At 71.8% G+C, this 20,648-nt stretch carries 20 protein-coding genes; 9 read left to right on the top strand and 11 right to left on the bottom strand.

The annotated features are described in order from the left end of the window. Nucleotides 1-47 precede the first annotated feature (47 nt). On the bottom strand, nt 48-677 hold the full coding sequence (locus ACWBNA_RS02015) for an HAD family acid phosphatase (protein ID WP_482701611.1): 630 nt from the start codon (nt 675-677) through the stop codon (nt 48-50). 459 nt (nt 678-1,136) lie between these two features. On the opposite strand from ACWBNA_RS02015, the gene ACWBNA_RS02020 reads away from it, so the two are divergent. Next, the gene (locus ACWBNA_RS02020) at nt 1,137-1,742 is read left to right on the top strand and encodes a M23 family metallopeptidase (RefSeq protein ID WP_482701613.1); all 606 of its coding nucleotides are present in this window, start codon (nt 1,137-1,139) and stop codon (nt 1,740-1,742) included. 17 nt (nt 1,743-1,759) lie between these two features. Here the strand turns inward: ACWBNA_RS02020 and ACWBNA_RS02025 are convergent, their stop codons facing one another. Beyond that, nucleotides 1,760-2,368: a TetR/AcrR family transcriptional regulator gene (locus tag ACWBNA_RS02025; RefSeq protein WP_482701615.1), complete on the bottom strand. Its 609-nt coding sequence runs from the start codon at nt 2,366-2,368 to the stop codon at nt 1,760-1,762. Nucleotides 2,369-2,503: 135 nt separating this feature from the next. Here ACWBNA_RS02025 and ACWBNA_RS02030 point away from each other — a divergent pair, with 135 nt between their 5' ends. From ACWBNA_RS02030 to ACWBNA_RS02040, 3 genes are all read left to right on the top strand, one after another. Then, complete coding sequence (locus ACWBNA_RS02030; RefSeq protein WP_482701617.1) at nt 2,504-4,087, top strand: MDR family MFS transporter; 1,584 nt, start codon at nt 2,504-2,506, stop codon at nt 4,085-4,087. Nucleotides 4,088-4,257: 170 nt separating this feature from the next. Then, nucleotides 4,258-4,689, top strand: a complete 432-nt coding sequence (locus ACWBNA_RS02035) for a helix-turn-helix transcriptional regulator (RefSeq protein WP_482701619.1) — start codon at nt 4,258-4,260, stop codon at nt 4,687-4,689. Nucleotides 4,690-4,747: 58 nt separating this feature from the next. Further along, nucleotides 4,748-5,194, top strand: a complete 447-nt coding sequence (locus ACWBNA_RS02040; RefSeq protein WP_482701620.1) for a VOC family protein — start codon at nt 4,748-4,750, stop codon at nt 5,192-5,194. A 73-nt stretch (nt 5,195-5,267) separates the two neighbouring features. Here the strand turns inward: ACWBNA_RS02040 and cseC are convergent, their stop codons facing one another. The 5 genes from cseC to ACWBNA_RS02065 form a co-directional block, all read right to left on the bottom strand. Then, a complete protein-coding gene (cseC, locus tag ACWBNA_RS02045) occupies nt 5,268-6,698 on the bottom strand; it encodes a two-component system sensor histidine kinase CseC (RefSeq protein ID WP_482701622.1) in 1,431 nt (476 codons plus the stop codon). 22 nt (nt 6,699-6,720) lie between these two features. Further along, nucleotides 6,721-7,428, bottom strand: a complete 708-nt coding sequence (gene cseB / locus ACWBNA_RS02050; RefSeq protein WP_482701624.1) for a two-component system response regulator CseB — start codon at nt 7,426-7,428, stop codon at nt 6,721-6,723. Nucleotides 7,429-7,511: 83 nt separating this feature from the next. Then, nucleotides 7,512-8,102: a hypothetical protein gene (locus ACWBNA_RS02055; protein WP_482701626.1), complete on the bottom strand. Its 591-nt coding sequence runs from the start codon at nt 8,100-8,102 to the stop codon at nt 7,512-7,514. Nucleotides 8,103-8,206: 104 nt separating this feature from the next. After that, nucleotides 8,207-8,746, bottom strand: coding sequence for a SigE family RNA polymerase sigma factor (locus ACWBNA_RS02060; protein WP_030043385.1), 540 nt, complete (start codon nt 8,744-8,746; stop codon nt 8,207-8,209). A gap of 224 nt (nt 8,747-8,970) precedes the next feature. Further along, complete coding sequence (locus tag ACWBNA_RS02065; protein WP_482701628.1) at nt 8,971-9,900, bottom strand: HhH-GPD family protein; 930 nt, start codon at nt 9,898-9,900, stop codon at nt 8,971-8,973. A gap of 117 nt (nt 9,901-10,017) precedes the next feature. On the opposite strand from ACWBNA_RS02065, the gene ACWBNA_RS02070 reads away from it, so the two are divergent. Beyond that, nucleotides 10,018-11,574: a sensor histidine kinase gene (locus tag ACWBNA_RS02070; RefSeq protein ID WP_482701630.1), complete on the top strand. Its 1,557-nt coding sequence runs from the start codon at nt 10,018-10,020 to the stop codon at nt 11,572-11,574. Next, the gene (locus ACWBNA_RS02075; RefSeq protein ID WP_482701631.1) at nt 11,571-12,227 is read left to right on the top strand and encodes a response regulator transcription factor; all 657 of its coding nucleotides are present in this window, start codon (nt 11,571-11,573) and stop codon (nt 12,225-12,227) included. Before ACWBNA_RS02070 ends, ACWBNA_RS02075 begins: the two co-directional genes overlap by 4 nt. Before the next feature lie 3 nt (nt 12,228-12,230). On the opposite strand, the gene ACWBNA_RS02080 is transcribed toward ACWBNA_RS02075, so the two are convergent. After that, nucleotides 12,231-12,875: a phosphatase PAP2 family protein gene (locus ACWBNA_RS02080; RefSeq protein ID WP_482701633.1), complete on the bottom strand. Its 645-nt coding sequence runs from the start codon at nt 12,873-12,875 to the stop codon at nt 12,231-12,233. A 175-nt stretch (nt 12,876-13,050) separates the two neighbouring features. Between ACWBNA_RS02080 and ACWBNA_RS02085 the strand changes: the two genes are divergently transcribed. Beyond that, complete coding sequence (locus tag ACWBNA_RS02085; RefSeq protein WP_482701635.1) at nt 13,051-13,911, top strand: hypothetical protein; 861 nt, start codon at nt 13,051-13,053, stop codon at nt 13,909-13,911. Between the two features lie 76 nt (nt 13,912-13,987). Here ACWBNA_RS02085 and disA read toward each other — a convergent pair whose 3' ends face one another. Together disA and radA are read right to left on the bottom strand one after the other, a co-directional pair. Next, nucleotides 13,988-15,112: a DNA integrity scanning diadenylate cyclase DisA gene (gene disA / locus ACWBNA_RS02090; RefSeq protein ID WP_217235039.1), complete on the bottom strand. Its 1,125-nt coding sequence runs from the start codon at nt 15,110-15,112 to the stop codon at nt 13,988-13,990. An 81-nt stretch (nt 15,113-15,193) separates the two neighbouring features. Further along, nucleotides 15,194-16,603 carry a DNA repair protein RadA gene (gene radA, locus ACWBNA_RS02095; protein ID WP_482701637.1) on the bottom strand — a complete coding sequence of 470 codons (1,410 nt, stop codon included), beginning with the start codon at nt 16,601-16,603 and terminating at the stop codon, nt 15,194-15,196. 230 nt (nt 16,604-16,833) lie between these two features. On the opposite strand from radA, the gene ACWBNA_RS02100 reads away from it, so the two are divergent. Next, the gene (locus ACWBNA_RS02100; protein WP_482701700.1) at nt 16,834-18,570 is read left to right on the top strand and encodes a BACON domain-containing protein; all 1,737 of its coding nucleotides are present in this window, start codon (nt 16,834-16,836) and stop codon (nt 18,568-18,570) included. Nucleotides 18,571-18,592: 22 nt separating this feature from the next. Here ACWBNA_RS02100 and ACWBNA_RS02105 read toward each other — a convergent pair whose 3' ends face one another. Next, nucleotides 18,593-19,486, bottom strand: a complete 894-nt coding sequence (locus tag ACWBNA_RS02105) for a DUF3109 family protein (protein WP_482701639.1) — start codon at nt 19,484-19,486, stop codon at nt 18,593-18,595. A gap of 107 nt (nt 19,487-19,593) precedes the next feature. Between ACWBNA_RS02105 and ACWBNA_RS02110 the strand changes: the two genes are divergently transcribed. Beyond that, complete coding sequence (locus ACWBNA_RS02110; protein ID WP_482701640.1) at nt 19,594-20,526, top strand: Ppx/GppA family phosphatase; 933 nt, start codon at nt 19,594-19,596, stop codon at nt 20,524-20,526. Nucleotides 20,527-20,648: the final 122 nt, after the last annotated feature.

Consider the following 20,648-nt stretch of genomic DNA (forward strand, 5'->3'; position numbering starts at 1 on the left):
GGGGCCGCCCCGGGACTTAGGTTCCGGGGCGGCCCCTCTTTCGGCTGTCAGGACAGCTGGCCGTCGTAGTCCGGCAGCTTGTACGTCTTCTCGGCGTGCCCGCCCGACAGGTCGGTGGCGCTGTTGCCGATGTTCGCGATGATCGTGTAGCCCTTGGACTCGATGTCGACGCGCTGGGCGGTCTTGTAGGCGCCGACGTCCTTGAAGAGGTCGATGAAGCTGCGGACGTAGAGGCCGGAGACCTCGTAGCCGACGTGCTCCAGGTTGTAGTCGGTCACCGAGTAGATGATGCCGGGCCGGGCCGTCACGAAGAACAGGGCGACGCCGTGGTCCTGGGCGTACTCGGCGACGTCCAGGACCGGTTGGTTGGCCGGCGAGGGGTAGCTGAAGCCGAAGTCGGTCTCCAGCGTGGTGTTGTCGATGTCGAAGACGATCGCCTGCTTCTCGCCCGGCTTCGTGTTCGCTATGCGCTGCTTCAGGTAGGGCAGGGCCTGGCCCATCAGGGCCTGGCAGTCCCGCTGCCAGGTCGCGTAGTCGACGGCGGCGGCGGTGGCCGTGGCGGTCGTGGAGGTGCTGGTCGTCGTCGCGGCCTCGGCGGGGACGGCCAGTGCCACGAGGGCGGCGGCGGAGACGGCGGTGACGGCTGCGCGGCGAGCCCAGGGGCGTCGTCGTGTCATGTGGGGGGTTCCTCTCACGTCCGGACGTTCTGCAGTTGTCGGGTGCATGCTCGTGGGTGAGGGTGGCGCGAGGGGAACCGTAGGGTTACTCGACGGTAAGTAGCCAGAGACGTGCGTCACATGGGGCGGGAATTCAAAGATCGGGGTTCTCGGGCCCCGGTGACATGCCGCACAGGCGATTTGTCCGTTACTACGCGGAATAGTGGAAGTCGCGAGGACGCAAAAGAGACTTATTGCCCGGAATGCCTACCTGGATTTGCCGCCATAGGTGGATTCATGACTGATTTATTCCACATGGGTGATCTGTCAAGAAGTATGGAGTTTTAGGGCCGCGTACTACCTTTCGTCGTAGATCACCGTTTTGGGAGTCTGTGGGGCTCCGGGTTACCAAGGGATGGCCCACCCGGCAGGTGCCTGTCGCCGGGTGGTTTCCCTGTCCCCGTCCCCATGAGGTTTTCGATGTCCCAGCGTGTCTCGTCCCGTTCTTCCCGTACGTCCGTGCTCCGCACCCGTGCGGCCGTGCTGGCCACGGGCCTTGGCGTTTCGGTCGTACTGGGGGCCGGAGTCGCGGCCGCCGCCGACACCGGCGCGGCCACGGTCGCCGCCGCCCAGACCACCACCAAGTCCGTCGCCGCCGCGAAGGCCGCTTCCTGGGTCGACCCGGTGAAGAAGTACAAGCTGTCCGCGAGCTTCGCCCAGGCCGGCGGTATGTGGCAGTCCACCCACAGCGGGCAGGACTTCGCCGTGGCGACCGGCACCAAGGTCCTCGCCGCGCACGGCGGCACCGTCGTCAAGGCGGGTGGCAACGGCGCCGGCGACGGCCCCGCGTACGGCAACGCCGTCGTCATCAAGCACGGCAACGGGACGTACTCCCAGTACGCCCACCTCTCGCGCATCGACGTGCGGATAGGCCAGGTCGTCAAGACCGGTCAGCGCATCGCCCTGTCCGGCAGCACCGGCAACTCCAGCGGTCCGCACCTGCACTTCGAGATCCGTACGACCGCGAACTACGGGTCGGCCATCGACCCGGTCGCCTTCCTGCGCGCCAAGGGCGTGAAGGTCTGAGACGGTCCCGGACCGGCTCAGGACCTCGGTGAGGACCCGCCGGTGCCCTGATGGGCCTGGGTCACCAGGCCCGTCGCCACCTCCAGGACCGCCTTGCGTTTGGCCTCCGGGTCGCCTTCGAGGTCCTGGAGGACGAACATCCCGGCGTGCATCGTGAAGATGGCGCTGACGCAGCGGACCTGGTCGACCAGGTCCGCCGACGGGTCGATGAGGATGTCGCGCATGCCGAGCATGCGGGTCTTGAAGGTCTCGCCGATGCGCAGTTCGCGTACGGTCGCCTGGTTCTCCTGCATGAAGCGGAACAGGGGGGCGGCGCCGGCCAGGGCGTCGCTGTAGCGCCGTACGATCTCCTGCTTCGTCTCCAGGGTGTGCGGCTGGCCCTTTCCCCACTCGATGAGGTCCTCGATGGGCTTCGCCAGGTCCTCGAAGATGCTGACGAGGATCTCTTCCTTGGTCTTGAAGTGGTAGTAGAGCGCGGCCTTGGTGACGTCCAGCCGCTCGGCGATCTCGCGCAGCGAGGTCTTCTCGTAGCCCTGTTCGGCGAAGAGTTCGAGGGCGATGTCCTGGATGCGCTGGCGGGTGTCCCCGCGGCGCCGCTGCCTGGTGCCGTCCATGGTGCCGCCCATCGTCGCACTCCTCGCGCTTTCCCAAAAACTTACTTGACGCCCGGCTAGTTGCGGGTCTACTTTCCCGAGTGTAGTCAACTAGCCGGTCGGCAAGTAAGTAGCCGGCCGAGGCAGTACCCAGGGGAGTGGAAAGCGATGGCGGACGCGAAGACGGTCGAGACCGAGCCCGAGAAACAACCGAAGAGCGTGCGGGTCGTCCTGCTCGCGCTCATGATCACGATGATGCTCGCGATGCTCGACAACATGATCGTGGGCACCGCGATGCCGACGATCGTCGGCGAGCTCGGCGGACTCGAACACCTCTCGTGGGTCGTCACCGCGTACACGCTCGCGACCGCCGCCTCCACCCCCCTGTGGGGCAAGCTCGGCGACATGTACGGGCGCAAGGGCGTCTTCATGAGCTCGATCGTGCTCTTCCTCATCGGGTCCGCCCTCAGCGGCATGGCCCAGGACATGGGGCAGCTGATCGGCTTCCGCGCCGTGCAGGGTCTCGGCGCGGGCGGTCTGATGGTCGGCGTCATGGCGATCATCGGTGACCTGATTCCGCCGCGGGAGCGCGGCAAGTACCAGGGCATGATGGCCGGCGTCATGGCGCTCGCGATGATCGGTGGCCCGCTGGTCGGCGGCACCATCACGGACAACTGGGGCTGGCGCTGGTCCTTCTACATCAACCTGCCGCTCGGCGTGGTGGCGCTCGCCGCGATCAGCGTCGTCCTGCAACTGCCGAAGAAGCGGGCGCAGGCGCGGATCGACTACCTGGGCGCCGGGCTGCTGACCGTGGGCATCACCGCCATCGTGCTCGTCACCACCTGGGGCGGCTCGCAGTACGCGTGGACGTCCGCGCGGATCATGGAGCTCATCGGCATAGGCGTCGCCGCCCTCATCGGGTTCGTGTTCTGGCAGACCAAGGCCGCCGAGCCGGTCGTGCCGCTGCACATCTTCCGCAGCCTCAACTTCACCCTGATGTCGGTCATCGGCTTCGTCACCGGCTTCGTGATGTTCGGCGCGACCCTCTTCCTGCCGCTGTACCAGCAGTCGGTGCAGGGCGCCTCCGCCACCAACTCCGGGTTGCTGCTCCTGCCGATGCTCGGCGCGATGCTCGTCACCTCGATGGTGGCGGGACGGGTCACCACGAGCACCGGCAGGTACAAGGTCTTCCCGGTCGTCGGCAGCGTCCTGATGGTCGTCGGGCTGTACCTGCTCTCCCTGATGGACACGGACACCTCGCGGCTCACGTCCGGTGTGTACATGGCCGTCGTCGGTCTCGGCATGGGCTGCCTGATGCAGATCACCATGCTCGTCGCACAGAACAGCGTGGAGATGAAGGACATGGGCGTCGCGTCCTCGTCCACGACCCTCTTCCGTACGCTCGGCTCCTCGTTCGGCGTCGCGATCATGGGCGCGCTGTTCAACAACCGCGTCCAGGAGGTCATGTCCGAGCGGGCCGGTGCGCTGGGCTCCAAGGTGACCGAGCAGTCCGCGCAGCTGGACGCGGCGAGCCTGGCGAAGCTGCCGGAGGCGGCGCGCGAGGCGTACCAGCACGCGGTGTCGGCCGGCACGCACTCGGCGTTCCTGCTGGGGGCCGTGGTGGCGCTGGTCGCGATGGTGGCGTCGTGGTTCGTGAGGGAGGTTCCGCTGAAGGGCGCGGGGCCGCAGAAGGAGCAGAAGGGTCCGGCCGAGGACACCGCGGCGCAGCCGCCGGTCGTCGAGATCGTCTGACCCGGATCTGAGTCCCGGATCTGAGTCCCGGATCTGAGTCCCGGACCTGAGTCCCGGACCTGAGTCCCGGACCTGAAGCGAAGGCCTCCCGGCGGTGTCCGCCCCGGGGGGCCTTTCCTCGTGCGCGCGTGCCCCTCCCGTTGTCCGTGCCCCGTGCCACCATCGACCGTATGGACAAGACCCGGCAGGTGCGGCTGGCGAAGGACGCCATGGACCGCGACTGGGCCGACCCGGAGCTCGACCTGGACGCGGTGGCCGCCCACGCGGGGTACTCGCGGTACCACTTCCTGCGCGCCTTCAAGGAGCTGTACGGCGAGACACCCGGCCAGTATCTGACGCACCGCCGCATCGACCGCGCCGAGGACCTGCTGCGGACCGCCAACCTGACGGTGACGGAGGTCTGCCACCTCGTCGGCTTCAGCAGCGTCGGCACGTTCTCGGCCCGCTTCAAGGCCTGGACCGGGCTGACCCCCACCGAGTACCGCAGGAAACACGTGGGCCGCGGGGCGGCTCTCATACCGGGCTGCTACGCCATGCTCTGGGCCGGAGGCTTCCGATCGGCCCCCGGCAGGGCAGAGCGCAATTCTGGAGAAGCGCACTGAGAGCGCCGGTGCCTACGGTGACGGGGCAGGGCACCGCCACGGCCAGGAGGAGTACATCATGATCAAGGGGCTCGCCATCTCGACCGTCTGGGTCCTCGACCAGGAGCGGGCCAAGGAGTTCTACACGGAGAAGCTGGGCCTGGAGGTCCGTACGGACATGACGATGGGCGAGGGCGGCATGCGCTGGCTCACCGTCGGCTCCCCGAACCAGCCCGACGTCGAACTGACGCTGATGGTCCCGGGCGGGGGCGCGATGGACCCGGAGTCCGCCGAAATGATCAAGAAGCTGGTGGCCAAGGGGGCGCTCGGCGCGGGCGTGCTGACCACCGACGACATCCACGGCGACTACCGGAAGCTCAAGGACCGCGGCGTGGAGTTCCTGCAGGAGCCGCAGGAGCGCCCGTACGGCACGGAGGCACTCTTCCGGGACGACTCCGGCAACTGGTTCTCCTTCACCCAGCCCCGCGAAGGCGGCCTCGACACCGACAAGGACTGGTCGTGTTAGGGCTCTTTCCCGGTCGCTTCACCGGTCGCGAGCCCGATCACTTCCCCCGTCGCTTCACCGGTCGCGACCCCGATCACTTCCCCCGTCGCTTTACCGCTGCCTTCCCCGGCACCGGCATCATCGGATAACTCCCCGTGGCCGTCGGCGCGTGCTCCGGCAGCCACAACACCGCCACCGCCCCCTCCGCCGGTACCTCCTCCGGCGCGCCCGCCGGCCGCACGTTGCGGAAGGTCAGGCGGGCGCCGAGCACCCGTGCCTGCCCGGCCGCGATGGTCAGGCCCAGGCCGTGGCCGTGGCCGGCCCGGTCGGTGCTGCCGGTGCGGAAGCGGCTCGGGCCGTCGGCCAGGAGGTCCTCGGGGAAGCCGGGGCCGTGGTCGCGGACCCGGATGACCCGGCCCTCGACGGTGACCTCGATCGGCGGCTTGCCGTGCCGGGCCGCGTTGGCGAGCAGGTTGAACAGCACGCGCTCCAGGCGTCGCGGGTCGGTCGTGACCTCGGACTCGTGCACCACCCGGACCTCGATCGCGGGGTCCTTCGCCGCCACCCGACGGCTGACGAACTTGCCGAGCATGATGTCCTGCAGCTCGGCCCGCTCGGAGGCCCCGTCGAGGCGGGCCACCTCCAGCACGTCCTCGACGAGGGTGCGCATGGCCTTGGCCCGGTCGAGGACCAGTTCCGTGGGGCGGCCCGGCGGCAGCAGTTCGGCGGCCGTCAGCAGTCCGGTCACCGGCGTGCGCAGCTCGTGCGCGATGTCCGCGGTGACCCGGCGCTCCGCCTCCAGCCGCTGCTGCAACGCGTCCGCCATCGCGTCCACCGCGCTCGCCAGGTCGTCGGTCTCGTCCCGCACGACCCCGCCGATGGCGTCCCGCACCCGCACGTCCGACTCGCCGCCCGCGACCTGGTTCGCCGCGGCGGCCGCCTTGCGCAGCCGGCGTGACAACTGCCCGCCGATGAGCACGCCGAGCGCGCTGCCGCCGAGGACGACCGCGATGGAGCCGATCACCAGGGCCTGGTCGAGGTCGTTGAGGATGTCAGTGCTGCGGTCGGTGAACCCGGTGTGCAGGGACAGCACGTGGCCGCCCTTGACCGGCACGGCGGCCCAGATGTCCGGCACGCCGTCCGGCCGGTCGGAGACGTAGGTGGCCCGGCGTCCCTGCTCGACCTTCTGCCGCAGTGCCGTCGGCAGCTCCGGGTCGTCGATCTTGATGTTGGGGAAGTTCGGCCGCTGGGCCACCTCGTAGTTGCGCTGGGCGATCTGGACGCGCTCGTCGGCGAGGTCACGCGCGTTGTCCAGCATCGAGACCCGGGCCGCGTTGTGCACGACGAGGCTGAGCGTGATCGCCACCAGCGCGCCGACCAGCGCGATGGCCGCGCTCAGCTTCCATCTGAGTCCCGTACGCATACCCGGAAAGCTCGTAGGCCGGCCCGGAAGCCCGGCACGAGCGCCCGCCCCGGTGCGTACGCCCGCGCGCTCCGGGGCCGGGCGCCGAAGGTTCCCCCGCATAACCCGATACCCCTGCCCCTGCTCAGGCCTTCAACTTGTAGCCGAAGCCGCGGACCGTCTCGATCCGGTCCTGGCCGATCTTCGTGCGCAGTCGCTGCACATGGACGTCGACGACGCGCGTGTCACCGCCCCAGCCGTAGTCCCACACGCGCTCCAGGAGCTTGTCGCGCGAGAGCACCGTGCCCGGCGCGGAGGAGAACTCCAGGAGCAGCCGCATCTCGGTGGGGGTGAGCGCCACCGGCTCCCCGGCCCGGCGCACCTCCATGCCCTCGGTGTCGATCTCCAGTTCGCCGAAGGTCAGCAGGCCGCCGCCGGCCGCCGGAGCCGCGGAGTCGTCCATGCGGTCGCCGCCGCCGGCGTGCCCGAAGCGGCGCAGCACCGCGCGGATCCGGGCGACCAGGACGGCGCCGTCGAAGGGCTTGGTGACGTAGTCGTCGGCGCCCGCCTCCAGGCCCAGCACGACGTCGATCGAGTCGGCTCGCGCGGACAGCATGATCACCGGGACGGTCGACTCGTCACGGATGCGCCGGCACAGGCTGACCCCGTCGAGCCCCGGGACCATGACGTCCAGCAGGGCGATGTCGGGTCGGTCCGCGCGGAACGCCTCCAGGCCCGACAGTCCGTCGGGCATGGCCGTGACCGCGAAGCCGTCCCGCTCCAGGGCGAGCTGGGTGGCCTCGCGGATGACGTCGTCGTCCTCGACGAACAGAACGTGGGTCTGGTCTGCCATCCCGTTGATCTCTGCTCTCAGTCCGTGTGTCGTGCCGTCACCAGGTGATCGGTTCAGGGGCCCCGATCGGTTCACGGCGCGGGTCAGTTGTCCGGAACCGGGGTGGGTTCGCCGTCCACCGCCTTGCTGTAGTCCGTGCGCGTGCTGTACTTCCGCACGAAGTGGTCCGCGGTCCACAGGTACGTGGTGACCTCCTCGCCGGAGGGGCTCGACAGCGGGTCGCCTCTCTCGTACACCTGCCTGGTCACCACCAGGGCGCCGCGGTCGATCTCCGCGTAGAGCGGGGGCTCCTCGGCCTTGAAGACATTCTGGTACGAACTGCCTTCCTCGCGATACACGTACGAGCCGATTCCGACAGCGTCACCGCAGGTCAGCACGTTGACGACGACGTCGTCCGACGAGGCGCCGGTCAGGTCGCCGTACGACACGTCGACGGGGTACTCGTCGCCCACGCACGGCTTCAGCTCGCGCTTGACGTCCGCGGATACCGTCGGATCGTCCTTGACGAGCCGCACCGCGTCCACGCGCGCGGCCGTCGCGGAGACCGCGGGCGAGGCCGCGCCCGCCACCGAGTCGCTGCGGGCCGGCCCCTCGTCACGGGCGCCGGTGCCGCCGGTGCCGCAGGCGGACACGAAAAGGGCGAGGGCGGCGAGCACGGCCACCGCCGTGATCACCGCCTGAAGGGTCCCCCGTCCGGGAGGCACGAGTTCGGGCCGGGGGGTTCCACTGCCGCCGGAACCCTCATCCGTCTCCCGCTCGATGCCGCCGGCCCTCGTGCCTAGGCCGCGCAACGCTCCCGCTCCTCACGCTCCAGCGCGCGTGCGTCCAGATCGCGGCTCTCCAGCTCCTCGCGAAGCCGGGCGAGCGCCCGGTGCAGCGTGCTCTTGACCGTTCCGGCCGACATGCCGAGGGCGGCGGCCGTCTCCTCCGTGGACATCTGCTCCCAGTGTCGCAGCACCACGACACTGCGCTGCTTCGGGGCGAGCACCTTCATGACGTCCATCAGCAGGGCCCGGTCCGCGTGCTGCTCGGTGGCGTCGTCGACCGAGGCGTCCGGGAGCTGCTCGGTCGGCACCTCCTCCAGCTTGCGGGCCCGCCACCACTCGGTACGCGTGTTGATCATCACGCGGCGCAGGTAGGCGTCGGCGAGCCGCTTGTCCGCGATGCCGTCCCAGCGGCCGTACGTCCGCACGAGCGCCGTCTGGAGCAGGTCCTGCGCGTCGACCGGGTCCGGGACCAGCCGGCGGGCGCTGCGCAGCAGAGCCTCCTGCCGGGTGCGTACGTACTCCTCGAACTCGAGCACCTCGCCCTGCGCCATGGTGACCGCCTCCCGCTTCCCCGTTCCCGGCCGGCCTGTCGCCGTCGGATTCATTGCCTGTGTGCCTGTCGGGCACGGAAATGAAGCTACGGAGGGGTTGTCACGGGGCTGTCCGAAGCAGCCTTCGGCCAGCGCTCGGCTGTCCGTCGGTTGTGTAACAGCCGTGAGGCCGGGGCCGGTTGGTGTACGGAAAAGCGGTAGTGCGAGGTGATTTGTCCTCACCGTCAGGTCAACGGCAGCCGATACAAACCACCCGGCAGTGGCTCGACCAGACCGTCCGCGACCAGACCGTCCAGCGCCCGGGCGCGCTGCACCGGCTCATGCCACACCCGGTCCAGGGCCGCCTGCGGGACTGGAGCGGGCGCCTCCCGCAGGACGGCCAGCAGTTTGCCGCGCACCTGACGGTCGGTACCGGCGTACGTCTGTCCGCGGCGCGGCGGACCGTCGTGCTCCGGCTTGCCCGCGAGCCGCCAGGCGCACTGCGCGGCGATCGGGCAGCGATGGCAGTCCTCGTTCCGGGCCGTGCACACCAGCGCGCCGAGCTCCATGGACGCGGCGGCCCAGCGGGCGGCGATCCGCTCGTCCGTGGGCAGCAGCGCGCGGGCCAGCTTGCGTTCCGCGGCGGTGGTGGCGTTCGGCGGGTAGCGCACACCGGTGACGGCCCGAGCGAAGACCCGGCGGACATTGGTGTCCAGCACGGCGTGCCGCTGCCCGTACGCGAACGACGCCACGGCCGCGGCCGTGTACTCCCCGATACCGGGCAGCGCGAGCAGCTGCGCGTGGTCCGTCGGTACGTCACCGCCGTGCCGTTCCGTTATGGCGACCGCCGCTTGGTGCAGGCGCAGGGCGCGGCGCGGATAGCCGAGCCGGCCCCAGGCGCGCACGGCCTCGCCGGGGGCCTCCGCGGCCAGGTCGGCGGGGCGCGGCCAACGGGCCAGCCACTGCTCGTAGACGGGAAGGACGCGGTTCACCGGCGTCTGCTGCAACATGAACTCACTGACCATCACCCCCCACGGACCGGCCTCGGGCCGCCGCCAGGGCAGGTCGCGGGCGTGCTCGTCGAACCAGTCGATGACGGGGGCGTGGAACGACTCGCCGGGGCCGTCGCCGACAGGGCTGTTCATGGGGTGCGGGGACTTCGTGGGCACAGTCATGGCCTACCGATCCTGCCATGCGGGGACGGTCCCTCGGGCGTACCGCCACCCCTGGGAGCGACAGGACCTGACGATCGACAGCAGCGCGGCCGCGCGGCCGCTTGTAGCGTCGGGCGGATGGAACGTCCTCGCTCGTGGAGGGCCTGCCTCCTGTGGGCGGCCCTCGCGCTGCCCGCGCTCACCGCGGACGCCGTCGGTCTGAACGAACCGCGCGCCTTGTGGCCGCAGCTCGCCGGCCTGGGCGTCCTCGCGGCGGCGGTCGCGTCGGCCCGACGGCTCCCGGTCGCGGCCTTCGGGCTGACAGCCGTACTGAGCCTGCTCGCCGCTCCCGCCCTGTTCACCGTCTCCTACGGCCCGGCGCTGGGCGTCCTCGCCCTGCTGCTCGGCCTGCGCGCCGAGCGGGTGCTCCCGGCGGCCGCGCTGTTCACCGCCGTCGGCTGTGCCGGCACCGCGAAGGTCGCCCTCGTCGGCGCCGACCCGGCGGCGCAGTGGGTGGTCCTGACGGGCACACTGCTGTTCGGCTGCGTGTTCCCCTGGCTCGGCGGACGCTACTGGCGGCAGAGCCGCGAACTGGCCCGGGCCGGCTGGACCCGCGCCGCCCGCCTGGAGGACGAGCGGCGCGGTGCCGAGGAGCGGGCGCGGCTGCGTGAACGGGCCCGGATCACCCAGGACATGCACGACTCGCTCGGTCACGAGCTGAGCCTGATCGCCCTGCGCGCGGGCGCCCTCCAGGTCGCGCCCGACCTGCCCGAGGCGCACCGGGCAGCTGCCGCCGACCTGCGCGCGGCCGCCGCCGATGCCACGGACCGGCTGCACCGGATCATCGGCGTCCTGCGCGAGGACGACGAGCCGGCGCCGCTGTCCCCGGCGGGCGAGAGCGTCGAGCAACTCGTCGCCCGCGCGGCCGAGTCGGGCCTTCCGGTGCGCTGGGAACCGGCCGGGTCCGGTACGGCCGGACAGCCGGGCCCGGTCGCCGAACGCATCCTGCACCGGGTGGTGCCCGAGGCGCTGACCAACGCGGCCCGGCACGCGCCGGGCGCACCGGTGACCGTCACGGCGGCGGGGGAGGCGGGTGGCACGGCCGTCACCATCACCAACGGGCCGGCCACGCGACACAGTTCCCCGTCGGCCGGGGGATCCGGCCTGCTCGGCCTGCGCGCGGCGGTCACCGCGTCCGGCGGTGCCTTCCAGGCGGGCCCGTACGGCGACGGCTTCCGGGTCCGGGCGTACGTCCCCGAACAGCCGACGCCCGGGGCAGTGAGTACCGCCGCGCCCTCGGCCCCCTTCACCCGCGCCCGTCGCCGCGTCGCCGTCGCCATCGGCGCCGCCGCCTGCGCGGGCGTCGTGCTCGTCGGCGGCGCCTTCGCCTGGTACGCGTACACGGAGTCGCACTCGGTCCTGCAGCCCGCCCTGTACGCGAGGCTCGCTCTGGGCGCCACGGCCGCCGAGATCGCGCCGGTGCTGCCGGACCGCACCGCGCGCGACGCCCCTATCGACCGCGCCCCCGCGCCCCCGAAGCACGCCGACTGCCGCTACTACCGAGCGAGCGGCGAACTCCTCGTCTCCGTCGACCACTTCCGGCTGTGCTTCGACCCCGAGGGGCGCCTGGTCGCCAAGGACGTGGTTCCCCGGGCAGGCCTGTCCGCCGACACCCACGAGGAGTTCGTACGATGATCCGCGTCCTGCTGGCCGACGACGAGGCGATGGTCCGCGCGGGCGTGAAGGCGATCCTGGGCAGCGACGGCGGCACCGAGGTCGTCGCCGAGGCGGGCGACGGGCGCGAGGCGGTCGAACTGGCCCGCGCCCACCGCCCGGACGTGGCCCTGCTCGACATCCGCATGCCCCGCCTGGACGGACTCGCCGCGGCGGAGGAGATCGTACGGACCGTCCCCGGCACGGCCGTCGCCATGCTCACCACCTTCTCCGAACAGGCCTACGTCGCCCGCGCCCTCGGCGGCGGCGCCACCGGCTTCCTGCTCAAGTCCGGGGATCCGTACGAACTGATCGCGGGCGTACGGGCGGTGGCGGCCGGGGGCGCCTTCCTGTCGCCGAAGGTCGCGCGGTACGTCATCGACGGCCTCGGGGGCGGTGGCCGCCTGGGACGCGAGGCCGCCGCACGCGCGCGCGTGCAGGAACTCAGCCCGCGCGAGCGCGAGGTCCTCGGCCTCGTCGGCGCGGGCCTGTCCAACCCGGAGATCGCCGCCCGGCTGCACCTCGTCGAGGGCACGGTGAAGGCGTACGTGAGCTCCGTCCTCGACCGGCTCGGGGTGCGCAACCGCGTGCAAGCGGCGATCGTGGCGTACGAGGCGGGGCTTGTGGCGTCGTGAGGGTCAGCGGTGCGGCTCGTACGACGCGGTGTGGGTGAGGGGCGAGCCCGGGCCGGTGAACCACCGTGCGGCGGCCGGTGCCGTGGACGCGCGCAGCGCCCCGGCCCACCGCGCCGCCGCGCCCCCGCACAGCCTGACGACCGCGAACGCGACGACCGCCCCGAGAGCGAGCCCCGCGGCCACGTCGTGCGGGTAGTGCACGCCGACGAAGACGCGGGAGCAGGCCATCAGGAGGGCGAGCGGAGCCGTCAGCCAGAGGGCCGTGCGCCGGACCAGGGCCAGGGTGACGGCCGCCGCGCCCGCGATCGTGGCGTGGTTGCTGGGGAAGGACCAGTCGCCGGGTGGCGGGCAGGCGGCGAGAGAGGGGGCCGCGTCGGTGACCGCACGGCACGGACGTTCCTCCGTGAGGCCGGATTTGAGCACCTCACTGCACAGGTACGCCACAGCCGTGGCCAGAGGTGCAAGGACCGCGATCGCGAACGTGTGCGGGGTGCCGTGCCGGGCCCGCCACCACGCCGTCGCGAACAGCGCGGCGAAGAGCAGGATCCCGGCCTCCGTCCATGTCTCGACGGCGTGCTGGACCCACGTAGGGGTGTCGTGGGCGGCATCGGTGATGTCGCGGTAGAGCTCGGTGTCCTCGAAGTCCATGGTCACGGACGGTAGGCGGTGGACCGATACCGTCACAGCTTGCGATCGTCGGGTGTCGCACCTGACGAACGACAGGGGTGGAGCGGCCGGTTCCGGGATGATGATCCGGAAAAGTTGTCGACCCTGGCGGCGGGTGGGGCCAGCGAAGGCGCCGATCTCTCGTACAGTTTGCGCCGTGGGATCTCTGCGCAATCCGGTCGGGCCGCTTCCCTCCACCATCTACTGGCGTCGGAGGGCCGTACTGCTGTCCGTGATGGCCTTGTTGGCGCTGCTGATCGCCTGGATCGTGTCCTCGGGCGGCGGAGGCGGCGACAACGGTGCCGACGGATCCAACGGCAAGAACCCCTCACCCTCGACGATCACGCCGGGGCCGTCCGGCTCCGGGCCCGCGATCAGCCAAGCGCCGGGCGGGCGGGACGATTCGAGTGGCGGTGACACCGGCGGGTCCGGGTCCGGGTCCGGGTCGGGAGACGGGACCGGTGACGGCTCGGGGAGCGGTTCCGGGTCCGCCGAGGGCGCCGGTTCCGGTTCCGGTGGCGCGGGTGGGTCGGCGGGCTCCGTCGGCGGGACGGCCGGCGGCGGTACGGGCGCCGGGGTCGGCAGCGGCGACACGCTCCCGGCGGGCTCCACGCTGCCCAACTGCACTGCGGGCGCTGTGAAGTTGAGCGTGCGCAGCCTGCACAACGCGTACGAGCCCGGTCAGACGCCCACGCTGCTGCTCACCGCGACGAACTCCTCCGCGGGCGACTGCAAGGTCGACCTCGGGCCGAAGAACGCGGTGCTGACGATCACCCAGGCGGGCAGCGAGGACGCGTACTGGTCCTCCGCCGACTGCCCCAAGGCCTCCGGCAGCCTCGTCTTCCGGGCGCCCGCCGGTGCGAGCATCACGTACACCGTCAAGTGGGACCGCAAGCCGAGTGCTCCGCAGTGTGCGACGCCCCCCGCGGGGTCGGCCGGGGCCGGGACGTATCTGGTGGAGGCGAAGACACCGGGGTTCGGTACGGCGCAGGCGTCCTTCGTGCTGGAGAACGACTAGACCTGGCCGGCGGTGCGCCCGGGGCGGGAGCCTCAGACGTACCGCTCCAGGTTCGCCGACTCCGCCGGCCGCGAAATCAGACGTACCGCTCCAGGATCGACGACTCCGCCAGTCGCGAAAGGCCCTCGCGCACGCTCCGCGCCCGTGCCTCGCCGACCCCGTCCACCGTCTGCAGGTCGTCCACGCTGGCGGCGAGCAGCTTCTGCAGGCCGCCGAAGTGCTCCACCAGCCGGTCGATGATCGCCCCCGGCAGCCTGGGCACCTTCGCCAGCAGTCGGAAGCCCCGCGGCGACACCGCCGAGTCCAGTGCTTCCGGAGACCCGGTGTAACCCAAGGCGCGTGCCACCGTGGTCAGTTCGAGGAGCTCGGCGTGGCTGAGGGCGTCGAGTTCGTACAGCGCCTCCTCGACGGTGCGGGAGCGTTTCGCGGTGGGCTCCGGGACGTAGTCGCGCACGACCAGCTCGCGCTCGGGCTCCACACCGGCGATCAACTCGTCCAGCTGCAGGGCGAGGAGCCGTCCGTCGGTGCCGAGCTCCACCACGTACTCGGCGATCTCGGTGGCGATGCGGCGGACCATCTCCAGGCGCTGGGCGACCGCCGAGACGTCCCGGACGGTCACCAGGTCCTCGATCTCCAGCGCGGACAGCGTGCCCGCGACCTCGTCGAGGCGGAGCTTGTAGCGCTCCAGGGTCGCGAGAGCCTGGTTGGCGCGGGACAGGATCGCCGCCGAGTCCTCCAGGACGCGGCGCTGGCCGTCGACGTACAGGGCGATGAGCCGCATCGACTGGGAGACGGAGACGACCGGGAAGCCGACCTGCTTGCTCACGCGGTCCGCGGTGCGGTGCCGGGTTCCCGTCTCCTCCGTCGGGATCGTCGGGTCGGGCAGCAGTTGGACGCCCGCCCGGAGGATCTTCGACAGGTCGGAGGACAGCACGATGCCGCCGTCGAGCTTGCACAGCTCCCGCAGCCGGGTTGCCGTGAACTCGACATCCAGGACGAAACCGCCCGTACACATCGATTCGACGGTCTTGTCGGAGCCGAGCACCATGAGGCCGCCGGTGTTGCCGCGCAGGACCCGCTCAAGGCCGTCGCGCAGGGGCGTGCCGGGAGCCACAGCGCTCAGTGAGGCGCGCATGAGGCCATCGGCGCCGGAACTCCCGCCGGACTTTCCGGGAGCTGCTGCCCGGTCGTTGGCTGCCACTGCACTCCTCCGGTCGCAGGTTCTGGGGCGCTCCCGTTTCGCACATGTGGTTCGTACGGACGGGCGAGACCTGGGCAAAGTCTACCGGCGGTCCTCCTCGTCCCGTGGGGCCTCTCGCCGACGCGAGCGTGGAAGGACCCTCAGGGCGTCCCCTATGTCCGCTACTTCCAGCACCTTCATGCCGGGCGGGATCTTGCCCGGATCGCCCGGAACGAGCGCGTGCGTGAAGCCCAGACGGTGTGCTTCGGAGAGCCGGCGCTGCACGCCCGTGACCCGTCTGACCTCGCCCGCAAGGCCGACTTCGCCGATCGCGACGAGGTTCTTGGGCAGGGGGGTGTCGCTGGCCGCGGAAGCCAGGGCGAGGGCGATGGCGAGGTCCGCGGCGGGCTCCGACAACTTCACACCGCCGACCGTCGCCGAGTAGATGTCCCGTTTACCCAGGGCGCTGATCCGGCCGCGCTGTTCCAGGACGGCCAGCATCATCGAGACGCGGGAGGTCTCCAGGCCGGACGTGGTCCGCCTGGGGGAGGGGATCTGGGAGTCGACGGTGAGTGCCTGGACCTCGGCGACCAGGGGGCGGCGGCCCTCCAGGGTGACGGTCAGGCAGGTGCCGGGCACCGGCTCGGCCCGGCGGGTCAGGAACAGGCCGCTCGGGTCGGCGAGGCCGGTGATGCCCTCGTCGTGCAGCTCGAAGCAGCCGACCTCGTCCGTGGTGCCGTAGCGGTTCTTGACGCCTCGCACGAGACGCAGGCGCGCGTGCCGGTCGCCCTCGAAGCTCAGCACGACGTCCACGAGGTGCTCCAGCAGGCGCGGGCCCGCGATGGCGCCGTCCTTGGTGACATGGCCCACAAGGAGCGTGGCCATGCCACGCTCCTTGGAGACGCGGATCAGGGCGCCCGCCACCTCGCGCACCTGGGACATGCCGCCGGGGGCGCCGTCGATCTCCGGGGAGGCGATGGTCTGCACGGAGTCGAGGATCAGCAGGGAGGGCTTCACCGCGTCCAAGTGCCCGAGCACGGCGGACAGATCCGTCTCGGCGGCGAGGTACAGGTGGTCGTCGATCGCCTTGATGCGGTCGGCGCGCAGCCGGACCTGGCTCGCCGACTCCTCGCCGGTCACATAGAGGGTGCGGTGCTCGTCGCTCGCCGACTTGGCCGCCACGTCGAGAAGCAGCGTGGACTTGCCGACGCCGGGCTCGCCCGCGACCAGGACCACCGCGCCGGGCACCAGACCGCCGCCCAGCACCCGGTCCAGCTCGGGCACACCGGTGGAGCGGGCGGTGGCCTGCCGGCCGTCGACCTGGCCGATGGGCACGGCGGAGGTGGTGACGCGGCCCGGGGTGGTCGTACGGACTGCGGGCGCGCCGTACTCCTCGACCGTCCCCCAGGCCTGGCACTCGGGGCAACGGCCGAGCCACTTGGCCGTCTGCCAGCCGCACTCGGTGCAGCGGTAGGACGGGCGCTCCTTGGCGGACTTCGTGCGGGCAGGCATGCACGAACCGTAACCGCCGCCACTGACAACCCGGGCGGCGGCCGCCGGAGGTACCCCGAACCCCCCGCTCCCGCGCCGCGTGGACCCGCCGGAACCGGCCACTCCCATCGGGAACGAGCCACGGAACGAGGCGTTCCTGTCCCCTATTGAGGGATCGTTTCACCCGTACGGATTAAAAGTGCTCAAGGGTATCGAAGGGGCCAACTCCGGCCCCCTACGGTCCACGGGTGATGAGCAGCAGTCCGGAGACCTCGACCCGCACCACCGGCACACACCGGTCGCACCGGGAGGCGCGAGACCGCGCGGCGGCGCGCACGCTGGCGCAGCGCCCGCCCGCGCGCTACGAGCCCTACCTCGACGGCCTGTTCACCTACTGCCTGTCCGTGCTGTGCGACCACGACACCGCGACCGCCGCCCTCGGCGACGTCCTCGCGCTCGCCGACAGGCGCCGCAGCCCGGAGGCGGCCGGCGACCGCCGGGCCTGGCTGTACGCACTGGCCCGCTGGGCCTGTCTGCGCAAGCTGTCCGAGGCCAAGCAGAAACGTCAGAGCACGCACGCGGCAGGACGCGCCGACGCCGAGCGCCGTCCGTCCGCCACCCCGCCGGTCTCCGAGGAGACGCAGGAGCAGCGCCGGCGCGAACTGGCCCTGCTCGCCTGGCCGGAGGCCGCCGGCACCACCCCGGAGCAGCGTGAGGCACTCGAACTCGCGGTGCGCCACCATCTCGCCGCCCAGGAGGTCGCCGCCGTCCTCGGCATGGACCCGGCCGCCGCCCGCGAACTGCTCGCCTCCGCCGCCTGCGAGGTCGAGCGCACCCGCGCGGCCCTCGCCGTCGTCGAGACCGGCGGCTGCCCGGGTGTGGCCCGGCTCACCGGCGACAACCAGCTGGTGCTCAGCGCCGCCGTGCGCCGCGAGCTGGTCCGGCACGTCGACGACTGCCCGCGCTGCCGCCGTACGGCCGAGCGGGCGGTCCCCGGCCACTGGCCCGGCGCCGCCGTCACCCCCGCCGAACTGCCCGTCCTGGAGGCGCCCCGCGCGGCCCTGCACGTGGTTCTGGCGCACCTCCCGCGCGCGCGGGGCACCGCCGCGCCCCGCTTCGACCGGCGTGGCTTCCCGATGGATCCCAAGGACCGGGCCGCCCGAAGAGACCGGCTACGCGCGCGTGCCGTCACGACGACCGTCGTCGCCACCGTCGTGGCCGCCCCCGTGCTCGCCCTCTGGGCCGCCTACCGGGCCACCCCGACCGGCGAGGGCCCGGGCGGCGCCGCCAGCGCCAGCGAGGCCCACGGCGCCGACAGCCTCGACGGAGAGTCGGCGACCGGAGGTTACGAGAACGCCGGCAACGCCAGCACCCGCCCCGGCGGCCGCTTCACCAAGGGCGACAAGCCCGACGTGTCCGTGGAGGTCATCAGCGTCGTGGGCGCGGGCAAGAAGGGCACCGGGCGCCTGGAGGTGGCCGCCGACAACAGGGGCGACACCACGCTGGTCACCCTCACCGCGACCGGCTCCGCGCCGGTGCGCTGGTCCGCGACCACGGGAGCCTCCTGGCTCTACCTCAGCCAGTCGGCGGGAACGCTCGCACCGGGCGAAACGTTGACGATCAAGGTGTACGTCGACCATCTGCGCGAGCCGTCCGGGTACTGGAGCGCGCGCGTGGCGATCGCACCGGCCGGCGCCGTCGTGGCCATCGAGGGCTACGGCACCGCGCCCGGCCCCTCCGACCCCGGTCCCGACCCCGGGCACGGCCACGACCCGGGTCCCGGCCATCCCAGCGACCCGCCCCCGTCCGAACCCGGCCCCGACCCGACCCCGGCGAACCCGGACCCCTCGGACCCCGCCCCGAGCGACCCGCCCTCGTCGCCCGACCCGCAGCCCACACCCACCGACTCCGTCTCGACCGGCCCCGGGGACCCGACACCACCGCCCGGCGACGGCGACGGCGGCGACCCGAACACGGCCACGTCGTAGGCCGTACGGGTCCCGAGCCTTGTCAGCCGACAGGATCCGCCGGATGCGGGCCGGCCGGATGCGGGCCGGCCGGATGCGGGTCCGCCGGATGCGGTGCCAGCAGCGGCAGCTGCGCGGCCAGCCGCTCCTCGCACAGCTCGACCAGGCGGTCGTAGCCCGCCTTGCCCATCAGCTCGACCAGCTCCGGCCGGTAGGAGACGTACACCGGATCGCCCGCGCCGTGCGCCGAGGTCGCCGACGTGCACCACCAGTGCAGGTCGTGGCCGCCCGGACCCCAGCCCCGGCGGTCGTACTCACCGATCGACACCTGGAGCACGCGCGTGTCGTCGGGCCGGTCGATCCACTCGTACGTCCGCCGCACCGGCAGCTGCCAGCAGACGTCCGGCTTGGTCTCCAGGGGCTCGCGGCCCTCCTTCAGGGCGAGGATGTGCAGCGAGCAGCCCGCGCCGCCGGCGAACCCCGGCCGGTTCTGGAAGATGCAGGAGCCCTGGTGCGGGCGGGTCTGGCGGTCGCCGTCCTCGTCCTCGGAGACCCAGCCGTTGCGTGTGCCCTCGTCGTGGTACTGCCAGATTTCCGGCGTGAGCCTGGCCACATGTTCGGCGACCCGCTTCTCGTCGTCCTCGTCGGAGAAGTGGGCACCCAGCGTGCAGCACCCGTCGTCCGCGCGGCCCGCCTGGATGCCCTGGCAGCCACTGCCGAAGATGCAGTTCCACCGGGAGGTCAGCCATGTCAGATCGCAGCGGAAGACCTGCTCGTCGTCCGCCGGATCAGGGAATTCCACCCATGCGCGCGCGAAGTCGAGCCCCTTCTCGTCGCCTGCCGGGGCCTGCTTCGACTTCTTCGGTGCTTTCGCCTGCGAAGAACCCTTGGCTGTTTTGGCCGTCTTGTCGTTCTTCGCCTTTTTCGTCTTTGGCACCCGTCCAGGGTAAGTCGCCCGAGGCCGGTCCAGGGCCAGCCACATGGACGGCCCCAACAACGGCTCCGGCAACAGTGCCCGCCTCCGCTGGCAGTAGCGTGCCCTACATGAGACTCGGTGTCCTCGACGTGGGATCGAACACGGTGCACTTGCTGGTGGTGGACGCCCACCCCGGCGCGCACCCGCTTCCGGCGCACTCGCACAAGGCGGAGCTGCGCCTTTCCCAACTCCACGACGAGGACGGAGCGATCGGCCCCGAAGGTGTCGACAAGCTCATAGGGGTCGTCCACGACGCGCTCCAGGCCGCCGAGGACAAGGGCGTCGAGGACCTGCTGCCGTTCGCGACCTCCGCCGTGCGCGAGGCCAGCAACGCCGACGACGTCCTCGCGCGCGTGCAGACCGAAACCGGCGTGGAACTCCAGGTCCTCACCGGCGCCGAGGAGGCCCGGCTCACCTTCCTCGCCGCGCGCCGCTGGTTCGGCTGGTCCGTGGGCAAGCTCCTCGTCCTCGACATCGGCGGCGGCTCCCTGGAGATCGCGTACGGCATGGACGAGGAACCCGACGCCGCCGTCTCCCTGCCCCTCGGCGCGGGCCGCCTCACCGCGGGCTGGCTCCCCGGCGACCCCCCGGACCCCGAGGCGATACGGGCCCTACGACGCCACGTCCGCGCCCAGATCGCCCGTACCGTCGGCGAGTTCACCCGCCTCGGCGCCCCCGACCACGTCGTCGCCACGTCCAAGACCTTCAAGCAGCTGGCCCGTCTGGCCGGCGCCGCCCGCTCCACGGAGGGCCTGTACGTCCAGCGCGAACTGAAGCGCGAGTCCCTGGAGGCATGGGTCCCCCGGCTCGCCGGCATGACGACCGCCGAGCGGGCCGACCTTCCCGGAGTCTCCGAGGGCCGCGCGAACCAGCTCCTCGCGGGCGCGTTGGTGGCGGAGGGGGCGATGGACCTGTTCGGTGTGGAGAGCGTGGAGATCTGTCCGTGGGCGCTGCGGGAGGGCGTGATCCTGCGGCGGCTGGATCACATGGGGTCCGTGTAGCGCCCCTTGAGGCGCGGGGCCGTTTCGACCGGCGGCTGCGCCGCGGGGTACGACGAGTCACGGCGGTGTGTGCCAAGCCGCGGCGAGTCACGGCGGTGTGTGCCAAGCCACGACGAACCGCA

The organism is Streptomyces sp. Q2 (assembly GCF_056820935.1).